This window comes from Legionella spiritensis (assembly GCF_900186965.1).
GTDB lineage: Bacteria > Pseudomonadota > Gammaproteobacteria > Legionellales > Legionellaceae > Legionella_C > Legionella_C spiritensis.
This window is the reverse complement of record NZ_LT906457.1, coordinates 842,982-856,501: the sequence shown is the minus strand read 5'-3', so window position 1 is coordinate 856,501 and position 13,520 is coordinate 842,982. Positions and strand designations below refer to the sequence as shown.

Sequence of the window (13,520 nt, the reverse complement as noted above, 5' to 3'; positions counted from 1 at the left end):
CGAGCACCACCTGATCTCCTGGTGCCATATTGGAACATAAAACCCGCAATACGGCCGCAGGCCTCCTTACGGGCTACGGTTCTTTTACAAAAAACATGTAGCCCGTCATGAAGGCGAAGCCGAAATGCGGGACAACGTTCACCCAAGCACCCGCTGATCTCCTGGTGCCATATTGGAACATAAAACCCGCAATACGGCCGCAGGCCTCCTTACGGACTACCGCTCTTTTATAAAAAACTTTTGCAGCCGATAAAAGGCAAGAGCCTAATTGAAAACCTGTGTTAGATAAGCTCGCAAATGCGCCGGGATCCGCTCTTCCAGCCAGTATACCGGAAATCCGGGCATATTCCCGGTAATAAACCCGACATGCCCGCCTTTCTCACTCAATTCCAGGGTGACATCCTTGGACAGTTCATAAGCCGAAGGTAATACATCCGGTGTCATAAACGGATCATCGCAGGCATGGATAATCAAGGTTGGTGTTTCAATATAACGCAGGAACGGACGTGAGCTGGCACGGCGATAATAAGCGTGAACATGCGGGAAACCATGCAGGGGTGCCGTCACTTTCTCATCAAAGGTCCAGAAACAGCGGCATTGATCCATTTGAGTCAGGGCAGGTGGTAATTCTCCGTTCAGCATTTTGGTTTTACGGCTAAACACTTTTTTCAGACTACGCAACAAATAAGCCTGATAAACACGGGCAAACCCCTGGGTCATCTTGTCCGCGACAAGGCGCAACTCAAACGGAACCGACACGGCAACAGCCGTGTCAATCAAGGTTTGTTTTCTCTGCTCACCCAGCCATTTCAGCAAGACGTTACCGCCCAGAGACACACCAACAACCGCCTTGCGTGTGTCCGGTTCCCGTTCGGTCAGCAAACGTAATAAATAATCCAAATCCGCGGTATCACCGGAGTGATAGGCGCGAGGCAACCGATTAGGCTCCTCGCCGGCTCCCCGAAAGTGCATCAACATAGCCCGCCATCCGCAGCGATTAAACGCTGACATCAATCCTCCCGCATAGGTGGATTGGATGCTGCCGCCCAAACCATGCAGCAAAATCACCAGGGGCGCGTCCTTGTCGACGCCGTTAACCATCCAGGCCAAATCAATAAAATCGCCGTCCGGCAGTTCAACGCGTTCGTTATAATCCACCTGCGCCCTGATTTTCCGGGTTAACGTGGGAAACAGGGTTTGTCCGTGTGCGTTCGCCAGCCACCAGGCCGGTCTGAATTCACTGGCAACGATCATGGTTCACCTCGATGATATTGTGGACTGTATTCTCGTACCGTATCTATCATTATAGACACATGCTCGGGAGGTACGTCCGGCGTAATCCCGTGCCCCAGATTAAAAACATGCCCGCTGCCATGGCCAAAAGAAGCCAGAATCTGGCGCACCTGCGCGCGGATGACTTCCTCGTTCGCCAACAATACTGCCGGATCCAGATTACCTTGCAAGGCAACCTGCTCCCCAACTTCCCGACGCGCGCGGCTCAACTCGCAGGTCCAGTCGAGACCCAGGGCATCACACCCGGTTTCAGCCATAGCCTGAAGCCATTGCCCGCCTCCTTTGGTAAACAAAATCACAGGGATAGACGGGTATTGTTTTTTCAACTGCCGTACCACAGCGGCCATGTAATTCAGGGAAAAGGCCTGATAATTCGGCGTGGACAACAAGCCGCCCCAGGTATCAAAGATCATTAACGCGTCGACGCCCGCCCTGACTTGTTCAGCCAGGTAGACAGTCACGGCCTCAGTCAGCTTGGCAAGTAATAAATGCGCCGCCTCCGGTTGGTTGTAGAGAAGGCTCAGCATACGTTTAAAATCCCGGCTGCTCGCACCTTCCACCATATAGCAGGCGAGTGTCCAGGGGCTTCCGGAAAAGCCTATTAATGGCAACTCTTCCGGCATTTCCCTGCGAATCAGGCGCGCGGCGTCCGTCACGTAAGTCAATTTGTCCATGACATCGCCAGAAGGCAAATCCGCGATAGCCTGCATGCTCTTCAATGGGCGATGAAATCCGGGCCCTTCGCCTTCGGCGAAATAAAGTCCCAGCCCCATGGCATCAGGAATGGTCAGAATATCGGAAAATAAAATGGCGGCATCCAGGGCATAACGGCGCAAAGGTTGCAACGTCACCTCACAAGCCAGTTCCGGATTTTTGCAAAGGCTTAAAAAATCACCGGCCTGCTCTCTTACCTTGCGGTATTCCGGCAAATAACGGCCGGCCTGGCGCATCAGCCAAACCGGGGTGCGCGACACCGGCTTTCGCGCCAGGGCGCGCAGGAACAAGGAATCACCACGTTTGGACATATAAGGAATCTCTCGGCAAATAGAAATGGTAATAGTAGCATTTTTCCCGGAATGTATAGAAAAAATTACCGTAACCTAAGGCTTCCTTAATGTTTATCAAGTATCATTTTGTTTAATTAGTCTTCATGTGGTTGTTTTTATGGAAACATCTGAACACAAAAATGCCGGTAATCTGATTCGCATCGCACCTAATGAGAATCCCTATCTGAAAGGAGGTACCAATTTATCGCCTGAAAGCAAGGATCCCTTAAACATCACGATGATGCGCAAGGTAAACGGCGTACCGGTACCGCTTGATTTGACGCTAAGCGCGGGAGACGTGGTTTGTCTGGCCGGAGATTATTACACAAAGGCCGGGTGGGGATCACGATTACAAGCTTATCGTGACAAGAAGAAAACCCTGCGTAGCCACGTAACACTTAATGAAGCACAAGCCTTCAGACAGGCTTATGATGATTTGGCGTCTCCTGCCGTGACCCAAAAAGCGATTAAACGAATCTATGCCATTGATGAATCCCGTTACATACCCAGCCTGCTAAAGCAATTAATATTCGCCTTTACCGTGAAAGACTATGGTGAAAAACTATCCGACAACGAAGCCCATTTTGCCCCCTGGTCACTGCGCGCTTATATCGTGGGGCATCATTCCGCGCTGCGTATGGCAGAATTGGCTTATTACTGCCATCAGAAGGCTGGTGAAGGCATCGGGATAGCGGCTATCATAAAAGATGGCAACACACCCAAACAACTCGTCAAGGCGCTGCAAGCCATTTCAGAAGATCCGGCCCAATATGGTTTTAAACGCGGGCATGATGACAACACCACTCTTGAGGAACTCGGCCGTCGTTATCACGCCATGGCCATAGCCCGTGATTTATTCGCCATGCACTTCTATTCCGATCATTTCGCCAGCGGTCATTTAAGCCGAATTGGTCCAATGCGGCGAATTCTGCCTGAAAAATTCGGAGTATGGGGCAGCATCCTGGTCAATAATATGCACAACGAGGACAATGAAGACAGCGTTACGGTAACCAACCCGTTTCAACCTGAGCGAGATGCGCCATTTTCTCAGAAGGATAAACCATTTCAAATGATTCGGGAAGATAACCAGGCCTTTGGGGACGGCACCTATTTCGAGCGTCAAAACGCTGAGAACAGCAATATGCTGATCAATGGCATGGACAATTCACTGGGCGATATTGCCCGCCTGATGGAAACCGGTGAAAAGCGCACGCCCGATGCTTATGGCGGCCTGACCTTTCTACCGGAAATTGATTACAGCAAACGCCAGACCCAGCCATTGTTGATCAGGGGAAAAGACAACCACATTTATTTTCGCTCGGATGTAAAACACATCAAGGTTCTGTCTCCTTCCGAATACCAGGACACTATCAAAAATCCGACCGGACATGGTTATGAGAAATTAACCTACTGGAAAGCCTTCTTGCTGGTATTACGGCTTCGATTGTCGTGGTCGTCGCCTAAAATTGATCCGTTAAGCAAAGAGGAAAAACGCAACATTGCACAAGACGAGCAGCGTTACGCCGATCAAATCAGCAAAAAAACGCCTGCTCACTCCAGAGATTTAAGGGTGTCGGCTCCAACTATAGAAGAAGGCAAATCTCCTGAAATCGGTGCATGGAGAAAACATAGTAAGACCGATGTCTCCGTGGTGCCCCTGAGCTTATTGGCAACTCGCCAAAAAGCTATTTTGCCTGACACCGATGAGTTATTAACAAATAATTCCGTCTACTCAGAGTTCGTATGATATTTTTTGCATTCCAGTGTTATCAGGTAGCCAAACCGGCGACCCGATGCACTGGTCTTTCATTTGCAATTAGCAGGAAAGAAGACTAGGGTTCTGGTCATTCTCGGTGGCAGAAGGCAAAAAACGACTAATAAATACCAGCCGTCTGGACAATGATCCTTCCGGATTAAAATCAGGCGTATCCATGGCTTTGGCTTCCAGATCACGAATCACCTCAACCGGTTCATCCCCGTTACACAATGCCGTAACGGCTGATCGGACCAACCCGTGATGATGTCGGAACCAATGACCGGTGGCAAACAGCGAGAAGGCCGGAACCCGGCAATCCAGTTTGCTGTAATCCCTGAGCACCCTTAAGATGTTTTGCTTAAGCCCAAGTTCTTTATCCCATAAATGATCGTATTGCGGGTAGTATTGCGGCATGTTGTGTCGACGGTGCCATTGTCTTTGCAAATACAATATTCCTGATTCTTCAAGCATACTGGTTTGTTGCAAGGTGAACGAAAACTCTGCGGGATTGCATAAATACGCGCACAATTTATGATGAATCCGCCTGCTATAATCTTCCGGCTGATCCGCCAGAAATTCCGCAACCGAATCATCACCCACGTCAGCCAGCAGCGCCATGGCGACCATCAAATCGACAAAATCGCCGGCTATATCCCCGGTTACCAACGATTTGGACACGTTTATCCTTGCGCGGGTATAGGGACATAAAATCTCATCCGGGCTTAAGGTGTGTTTCCTGTCATCCAGTAATTTCTTTTTTGCCTCCTGGTATAATCGCACCTGTTCTAGCTGTAACAGGGAAAAAAATGCTGACAGAAAAGGGAGTCTGACTTCGGGAGCACCCTGCAAGGAGTCCTCGATTGCCTTGAAATACTGAGCAAAATAACGTTGGTAATCTTCCGGCAGGCTATTGTACAAACACATATATACATTGCGGCTCTCCTCGCTTTGCACTGCGTCCAGAGCAACTAATAACAACGTATCAAACAGTCTGCATACAGTATCAAGGGTCAGATCATTGCCCCCCTGCTCCTGATGATCCACCATTGCCTGTAAAATCGTCTGATATTGTCGTAACAGGGTTGATGATTGCTCTGTTGTCAGCGCCAGGGCAATGCCGGTGTGATCGTGCTCGGCGGTTATCAGGCATTGTCGCGCTTCATCATAGGGCTTTTTTAAACCATCAAGGCTTGACGCGGACATGACTCTGACATACGAAGACGACGTATAACAGGCGAAAACAGGATCGGTGGGAATCCCCTGAATGACGGCATCCATCAGGTAAGACAGGTTGTCCCGTAATCGGGCTGAGAATCGGGGGTTCATAAAAAGTTTTCTGGCAGGCATTGTACTCATTCCAAACGGCAATATAACGCGAGGCATTTTAACATGGTTTGTATTTTATTACCCAAATTTGTTTATTTTGAATGCAAAAAACAACCTGTACGGGTTGCGTTGATTCCAGGTTCTGTGAACCAAATTTTCTTCGCACCATTTTTTGCGAAAAGGCAGTAGCCCGTAAGGAGGCCTGCGGCCGTATTGCGGGTTTGACGTGCCACTTATGCACGTTACCCCGCATTTCGGCTTCGCCTTCATGACGGGCTACAGGAAATTATTATTTGGTGTGCAGCAATAGTTGCCTTGTTTTCGATCAGAAAAAAATTGGTTCACAAAACCTAGGGATTAAATGAACCATCCGGGCTTTGCGGTTTCTCATGGTTCAGGGTAATCACCGTATTTTCTCGTTGCTCATCGTAGAAATTGGGCCATGGTTTTTTTCCCGCGTAGTAATCGTAACAATCGGCATAGAATTTTTTAACAGTAAATGATCTTCTTACCAAACCATAATCCAGCATGTATCTCAACAGTGCTTCTTCCGCCTCCTGCTGGCTGCCGGCTTTATCAAAAATATCCAGATACTCTTTGCGAAACGGGACTTCGTCATCCTCAAGAGCAGAATCCCTGAATACTTTCGCCCGAAAATAGGCCGCCTGAGCCTCCAGGGCAATCACGCCCTTTACATACCCGGATTTGGTAATGAGACGCCTTCTGGCTTGTTCATTCAATTCTTTGTATTTAGGGGCATTTTCAAGATTTTTCAGTTCATAGGAATAACTTAAAGCTGCTTTCAAGGGTTGTTGCGACACATCAAGATGAATGATATTTCTCTTGACATCCGTATTGGCCGTGCTTTTCATTCCGTCATTGTGTTGTACAACCTCAGGTTTTAATCGTTTTTCCAATGCCAGGGCATCGTTTGTGAGATAATCGCGCCAACTCATGACATAACCTCTGTGAATCGCCAATTGCGTGGTTAGAATTATAGCATAAAGGTTATAATATTTTCATTTCGATGCGATTTTATTACAGCGCGCCAACGCTCTCGTTGCTGGTGCAATACGGGGCTGTTATGCTATTTGCACGGCGATACTATCTGACACTATATGGAGAATAAATGGATAGCCTGACTATCAAGGGGTTGGCCGCCTCGACTCGTATCGGCATACACGACTGGGAACAACGCATCGCGCAACGCCTGAATATCGATCTGATCATTCCGGCTGATTTCAGCGATTGCCAGGATGATATAAACAAAACCATCGACTATGACCGGTTATGCGCTCTGGTTACCAAATATGTGGAATCCAATTCGTTCAAGCTGATAGAAACCGTGGCGGAATCGGTTGCCGCTTTAATCAAACAGGAATTTGGCATTCATGAATTAACGGTACGAGTCAACAAACCGCACGCCGTTAAAAACGCCGCTGATATTACAGTCAGTATCACCCGTTAAAAACCATGCCCTCCCCCGTCTCCGGTTGCCTGTCAAATGGCCTCTGCGATTTGGAGCTATCCGGCTTGAATATGGGTGAGGAATAATAGTCACCCGAACTCCCCTCCGACACGGATACCCGGGGACCAGGTTGCACGGTAACATCGTTCCCTGATGAATGTTCAACCGCCTCCCCGACCGCCCTTTTGATAATTTTGTCATGGACAAGATAAGCCGAGGCCAGCAAGGCAAACAAACCGAACATGGCGGCCGCCGCCAGATAGCAGACACTGCTTGCCACCGCCGCCGCCCCCGCGGTAAATACGATCGCCGGTAACGCCAAACCACCGGTTGCCACGGTTGCCGTCAATACGGCTCCGATCAATAATGCGCCGCCTCCCGCCAGCAAGCCCAACGACAGATCGGAAGCCAGCAACCTTTTAAACCACGACGAATTGTTATCAAGCGCGCAGTCCACAGACAACCGCACCCGATAGGAATTAAACAAGGTAAACAACGTCGTTGCGGACATAATAGCCATGGGAATCAACGGAGGAACGGCCACCCCAACAATGGAAAAAGTAATAATGAAAGCCAGAAAAGCCAGGGCGCCAAACGCGAGAATCCATTGATTTTGTAAAACGTCCTTGCGTAAAAAACGATTTAACGAGTTATGCCGAAACAAATAATCCAGTGATCCATTCAAGGTCAGATCAGTGAAAAAAGCGGATTTATCATTGGCCGTCATCGAGCAGCTAATGCCTCCCTTGTCGCTGACGATACGGGCACAAGGCGCATCGTTTAATCCGTCACCGACAAACCACACTCCTTTGGGATCGATTCCTTCCTGACTCATCAACTGTTTCAGAAATTCTTCCTTGTTTTCGGGAGTTTGCTCGGCATGAACATCATCGTGTGCAAAAATATTCCCGTTTTGACGGTTAAATCCCCGGGCGGACAAGGTGCCGTCCCCGGTAAGCAGGATCAGCCTTTTCCCCTGCCGTTTTAAACGGCGCAGCGACGCCATAACATCCCGTCTCACTTCATGCCTTACCAGAACAACCCCTTGGTACACACCGTCCTCGGCGACAAAAACCGGTGTGCAGCCCTGGTTCAGTTTCCGGTTCACGTTTAGCGGCCACTCACTCGGCATGCGCACCCCGCATCGCTGTAAAAATTCGGCGTTACCGATATGGATTCGCCGCCCCTGCACCAGGGCTGACAAACCGCGATTATTACTGTCAAAAGACTCCTCGCTGATATCCTGAATCAGACTGCGGCCTCGACCTGTCGCCTCAAAATGGCGGATAATCGCCTTGGCCAGGGGGTGCTCGGCACCGTGGTGCTTTTCCAGAAGGTAAATACGTCGCCACAACGCGTTCGAAATACCTTCGCTGGAATCAACCTCACTCTCACCCGTCGTTAACGTGCCGGTTTTATCAAAAACGATGGTGTGCATCGCATCAAAATGTTCGGTTAACCGGTCATCACGAAGAACAATACCTTGCTGGTGGCGTCCATGAGTGCTTAATAATTTCGGCAACTGGTGGGCAATGGCCATCGTACAGGGACAAACGGTAAATAAAATTCCGGTGATGTTTTGCAGCAACAAGGGAGGATAAAACAGGCCAAGCGCCAGGGGAATCAGAATAGAAGCCGCTATACCGGCAATAATCAACGCGGAATACAGATAGACAAAGGTCTTGTGAGATTTGGGTTTCTGGGCAATTTCCTGTGCCCGGTTAGAGCGGAAAAGCAGCTTGTTGACCGTGCTGTTGTAACTGTCTGCCGTGGCGTATATTGTGACGTCCCGACCAAGATTAATCGCGCCGGCCGGAACCGCATCCCGGCATTGCCTGCGTTTGTTGGACTCCCCGGTCAACAAGGACGCATCCACAAAGGTGCTGCCCTGAATAATGATGCCATCCACCGGAAAACATTCTCCCCGCCTGACCGTCAGTACCATTCCTTTCCTGATGGTGTTTTTTCCTTGCGTCTCTAAAAGGCTCGCATCCAGCAACTCTCGAACCCGTCGCTCGAATGCCTCGACCGACTCTTCTTCACCGCCCTCCCTGTTCATCATCCCATCAAGCGTCACCTGCACGTCATACAGTAATGAATAGCTGTGATACTTTTCCGCCATCTGCGGAAACAGCGATTTAACGCCCTGTAAATACATAGTCCGGGATTTGCTCAACACCAGCCGTTTGATTTCATCCATGACATTGACGATAGTAATAAGGGTAACCGGCATGGCAAAGCTCATGAATATCATCGAAAAACCGGTCATCATCGGCATACGAATGGCATGGTAGAGCGTGTGTGCCAACGAAAGAGCCCACCCCAGCGTAATAGGGGTGTCCATGGTGGCGATGGTTTTATGACGAAGATTTTTAAAGAAATTGATGAGATAATGCCGCGCGGTAAACGCGGTGGTGGCAAAAGCAATTGCCGTAAGCCCAATCGTGAGCGGCAAGGATGGCGGAAAAACGATGGACAATGTAATAATGGCTGCGAGCGCCAGCAGATTGACCGTGATATTCAACCAGTTAATCTTGCCGGAATGCCCCTGATCGTTCTGGCCGTCATTTTGTACCACCTGATATCCGAAATCATCCAGATCCTGATGAAAACGCGTAGCAAGATGTTTTTTATTAATACCAATATAATCAAATTTGTCATCCTCACTTTCCACTAGGAGGATCAGGCGATGTATACCCAAAGCCTGTGGCTCGGCGTCCACAACAAGTTGCGCGTCGCGAGGCAGAAAGCCTTGTTCCTTCAGTTCATCCAGTGTGTTGTCAAGACTGACTCGGATGGTCGCGCCACACCCCTTGTGACACATAATACCTGAAACCAGGAAGGAATTCTGAAAAACAATATGTTTGGCCATAATGCGATATATCCTGCATGGGCACGTCCCTGTGGGAAAATTATCCAATCGGACAAATGTCTGTCAGCAAGCCCCAACGAATTCCACGACACCGTGAATGAGAACCCGGGTTCCGCGATTCAGGCATCCAGCTTGCGAATAATGCCTTTGATGTGTTCCGTGCGTGCGACTGCAAGCTGGGCTTTCTCAGCTTCCGCCCTGGAATGATACGGTCCGACAACAACCCGATACCAACTGTTGTTCTGCTGCGTTACTGTCATGAGACTGACATCAAACCCTTTCAGAACCAGGGTAGCTTTCAGACGCTCCGCATCCTGGCGCTTGTTAAACGCGGCAATCTGGACCAGATAGGCATCGTTCGTACCGGTTACCGGGTTACTTTGTGTCACCGGAGGGGTTGGTGGGGCAGCTGGCGACAAAGGTTGTGACGCGGACGGATTAGACGCATGCGGCACTGCGGCAGGTGCGGGTGACTGATTCTGGGAAGGGGGAGGTGTCCTGCGTGTCGGGGCACTGCTGTCCCTGGATAGCAACGTATAAAATTCAAATTTGGGCTTGGGCAGTTCGGGTTTCCGATCCGCGACTCTTTTAACCCTTGGTTGCGCCTGCGGTTTCTCAGCCAGCACATTATGATTAACCCAGTCCTTCACCGTTTGCATATCAAAAAGCGTTGCCGCGAGATAGCCGAGCAAAAAAGAAACAAACACCCATAACAGCGGCCCCGAAGATTTTCCCGGAGGCCTTTTGTTGCTGTTTTTGCCATAATCCCTTGCCATCACATACTCTCAGGGCTGGAAACACCCAGTAGTTGCAATCCGTTACGCAACACTTGCCGTACCGCTTTTAACAGGCACAGGCGGGCGGCGCGTTGCACCTCGTCTTGACACAATAACTGTACGGCATTGTAATAACTGTGCAGATTATTCGCAAGTTCCCGCAGATAATAAGCCACCTGATGAGGTTCGCAGCTGCGCGCAGCCGAGGTAATGACCTCCGGATAACGGCTCATCATGGTTATCAATGACTGCTCATGGGATTCCTGCAGTTTATCCAGATTAGCCATGCCTACCGCTTCATCCCAGCTCAATCCACGCTCCTGCAATTGCCGCAGCACACTGCTGATACGGGCATGGGCGTATTGAATATAATAAACCGGATTATCGCTGGATTCGGATTTGGCCAAATCCAAATCAAAATCCATATGTTGCTCCGGCTTTCTCATCACATAAAAAAAGCGCGCGGCATCATTGCCCACTTCCTGCCGCAGTTCCCGCAGCGTCACAAAAGAACCGCTGCGTGTCGACATCTGCACACGCTCGCCGCCACGATAGAGGATGGCAAATTGCACCAGCAGAATGTCAAAATCATCACCATGCCCCAATGCCTTGACCGCTTCCCGGATTCGGGTCACATAACCGTGGTGATCAGCGCCAAATACATCAATGACCCGATCAAATCCCCGATCGTATTTATTCCAGTGGTAAGCCACATCGGAAGCGAAATAGGTAGGCTGGCCGTTGGCACGAATGAGCACCCTGTCCTTTTCATCCCCGAAATCCGTGGCCTTAAACCAGATGGCTCCTTCCCGCTCATAAGTATGGCCGGCGTCTTTCAGTGCCCGCACCGCCTTATCGATAGCGCCGTTATCCATCATCGACTGCTCGGAAAACCAGCCGTCATAATCCACACCAAATTCCGCCAAATCCTCCTTGATATCCGCAAGTACGGACTCCAGTGCCAGTTGATGGATACGCTTAAACCCTTCCTCACCCAATAACGAACGAGCGCGCAGGATGAGCGCGTCTATGTACAGCTCCTTATCACCACCATCCGTTTCATCAGCAGGTAAATCCCGGGTAATCTCCGTCCAGGCAACGCGATACTCATAGCCGCACTGCCCAATAGCCTTTTCGGCAATCTCACTGACATAATCCCCGCGATAACCATTGACCGGAAAAACAACCGCCTCCCCGACCAATGCCAGGTAGCGTAACCACACACTCACTGCCAGAATATTCATCTGACGGCCGGCGTCGTTGACATAATATTCGCGATAAACGTCATAACCCGCGGTTTGTAATACATTAGCCAGTGTGGCGCCAAAAGCCGCTCCCCGACCATGTCCGACGTGCAATGGCCCGGTCGGATTGGCGGAAACAAACTCCAGAATTACTTTTCGACCCTGCCCGATATCCACACGGCCGTATGCTTCCCCCTCGTGCAAAACCTGTTGAATCACTTGCAGCAGCGAGGTGCTGTTCATGAAAAAATTGATAAAGCCGGGGCCGGCGATCTCAGTACGCAGCAAGGAGGGATGTTCCGGTAAATGGCTGATTAACAATTGCGCCAGTTGACGCGGCGATTGCCGGCATGGTTTGGCGAGAACCATGGCCAGATTCGTTGAAAAATCGCCATGTTCAGGTTCCTTGGAACGTTCGATTCTGATTTCAACATCGACGTCTTGAGGTATGTCGGCCGATTTTTTCAGTGCTGCCATGGCCAAAGCAAGCAATTGTTCCACCGTTTGTTTCATCGCGTTTTTTTCATTCGTCAAAAAGGCGATATTATGCGCTTTTTCCTGCCAGTTGGAAAGTCTCTCAAAACAAGCCCTGAGTCCGGTTCAAGCCAGCTTCGCGTACGCTTTCTGAACATAACCGTCCTGGGACAACAGAATAGCGATGGGTCTGGTCGAGTCAAAATGGGCAAAAATAATCATCATCATGACGGTGATTGGTACGGACAGGAACATACCAAGTACCCCCCAAATCGATCCCCACAACGCCAGCGCGAACAAAATGACCAGGGGACTTAAATTCAGCGAAGCACTTAAAAAACGCGGCTCGACGATATTACCGATGACAAATTGTATCGTTACAATTCCGGATGTGATAATGACAAACGGTACCCAGCTGTCGAACTGAATCAAAGCCAGTAACGCCGGAAACGCCGTTGCGACAATCGCGCCGATATTGGGAATGAAATTAAGAAAAAAGATCAGCAACGCCCAGAACTCGGCAAAATCCAGCCCCACCCATTTCATGATGACCCAGCTGGCCGTAGCCGTTATCAGGCTGAGCAGGGTTTTCAAACCCAAATACGTCTGGGTGTCCTTGACGATGTGGGAAATAATATTATTGACCAGTTCACGATGCCTGGTCCTTACAAAAATGGCCGCCATCTTCTGATGGAAGTAATGTTGCTCCACAAAAAGAAAAGTCACATACAAAATAATCAGAACCGCGGAACCGGTAATGGTAGTAAACATGCCGTAAATATTCACCAGGATCCCCTGAACGCTGATACTTTTAATAAATGAGTCCAGGTTGGCGAGGATTTTGATATGAAAATACTGATCAATCCTGCTAAAGATATGCAACAGGTTTTCCTGGTACCGGGAAGACGCGTCGATCACTTCGTTGACGTTATTGGTAATAATATCAATCAGTTTTTTTACCAGCAACGCGACAATCGCCACGGACAGGATTCGGCTTAACCAGACCGGACACCGATTGCCTATAAAAGGCGTACCCTGAATGGAGTTGTTAATCGTATTGAGCAGATGCCAGATAAATACGGCGATGACCAGAGGAATCAGGAGACTTCGTCCGGCGATAAGCAAATAACCCACTATCCACATCAAAACCAAACCGGCTGTGAATGTGATGATACGATTCATTTTTAAGCGTTCCCCTTGTGTTTTAAGTGCCCCGGGTTTCGTGAACCAAACATTGCCTATCTTCCTATTCCTGCTATTATCCA

General features: G+C 49.4%; 10 protein-coding genes. 2 read left to right on the top strand and 8 right to left on the bottom strand.

The features are described 5' to 3' along the window. Nucleotides 1-264: 264 nt before the first annotated feature. Together CKW05_RS03970 and hemE are read right to left on the bottom strand one after the other, a co-directional pair. The gene (locus CKW05_RS03970) at nt 265-1,254 is read right to left on the bottom strand and encodes a hydrolase (RefSeq protein ID WP_058484086.1); all 990 of its coding nucleotides are present in this window, start codon (nt 1,252-1,254) and stop codon (nt 265-267) included. Further along, a complete protein-coding gene (gene hemE, locus CKW05_RS03965; protein WP_058484087.1) occupies nt 1,251-2,318 on the bottom strand; it encodes a uroporphyrinogen decarboxylase in 1,068 nt (355 codons plus the stop codon). Before hemE ends, CKW05_RS03970 begins: the two co-directional genes overlap by 4 nt. 139 nt (nt 2,319-2,457) lie before the next feature. Here hemE and CKW05_RS03960 point away from each other — a divergent pair, with 139 nt between their 5' ends. Then, complete coding sequence (locus CKW05_RS03960; protein WP_058484088.1) at nt 2,458-4,086, top strand: hypothetical protein; 1,629 nt, start codon at nt 2,458-2,460, stop codon at nt 4,084-4,086. 69 nt (nt 4,087-4,155) lie between these two features. Here the strand turns inward: CKW05_RS03960 and CKW05_RS03955 are convergent, their stop codons facing one another. Then, nucleotides 4,156-5,442 carry a DUF5617 domain-containing protein gene (locus CKW05_RS03955; RefSeq protein WP_058484089.1) on the bottom strand — a complete coding sequence of 429 codons (1,287 nt, stop codon included), beginning with the start codon at nt 5,440-5,442 and terminating at the stop codon, nt 4,156-4,158. 329 nt (nt 5,443-5,771) lie between these two features. Then, nucleotides 5,772-6,377 (bottom strand): hypothetical protein, encoded by a 606-nt coding sequence (locus CKW05_RS03945; RefSeq protein WP_058484091.1) that lies wholly within the window; start codon nt 6,375-6,377, stop codon nt 5,772-5,774. A gap of 173 nt (nt 6,378-6,550) precedes the next feature. Between CKW05_RS03945 and folB the strand changes: the two genes are divergently transcribed. Then, a complete protein-coding gene (folB, locus tag CKW05_RS03940; protein WP_058484092.1) occupies nt 6,551-6,889 on the top strand; it encodes a dihydroneopterin aldolase in 339 nt (112 codons plus the stop codon). On the opposite strand, the gene CKW05_RS03935 is transcribed toward folB, so the two are convergent. From CKW05_RS03935 to CKW05_RS03920, 4 genes are all read right to left on the bottom strand, one after another. Then, nucleotides 6,879-9,761 carry a heavy metal translocating P-type ATPase gene (locus CKW05_RS03935; protein WP_058484093.1) on the bottom strand — a complete coding sequence of 961 codons (2,883 nt, stop codon included), beginning with the start codon at nt 9,759-9,761 and terminating at the stop codon, nt 6,879-6,881. The two genes, folB and CKW05_RS03935, sit on opposite strands and share 11 nt — an antisense overlap. 119 nt (nt 9,762-9,880) lie before the next feature. After that, entirely contained in the window at nt 9,881-10,537 is a 657-nt protein-coding gene (locus tag CKW05_RS03930) for an SPOR domain-containing protein (protein WP_058484094.1), read from the bottom strand. Continuing rightward, on the bottom strand, nt 10,537-12,294 hold the full coding sequence (gene argS / locus CKW05_RS03925) for an arginine--tRNA ligase (RefSeq protein WP_058484095.1): 1,758 nt from the start codon (nt 12,292-12,294) through the stop codon (nt 10,537-10,539). The genes CKW05_RS03930 and argS overlap by 1 nt, the downstream gene beginning before the upstream one ends. An 87-nt stretch (nt 12,295-12,381) precedes the next feature. Continuing rightward, nucleotides 12,382-13,437: an AI-2E family transporter gene (locus CKW05_RS03920; RefSeq protein ID WP_058484472.1), complete on the bottom strand. Its 1,056-nt coding sequence runs from the start codon at nt 13,435-13,437 to the stop codon at nt 12,382-12,384. Between the last annotated feature and the right edge of the window lie 83 nt (nt 13,438-13,520).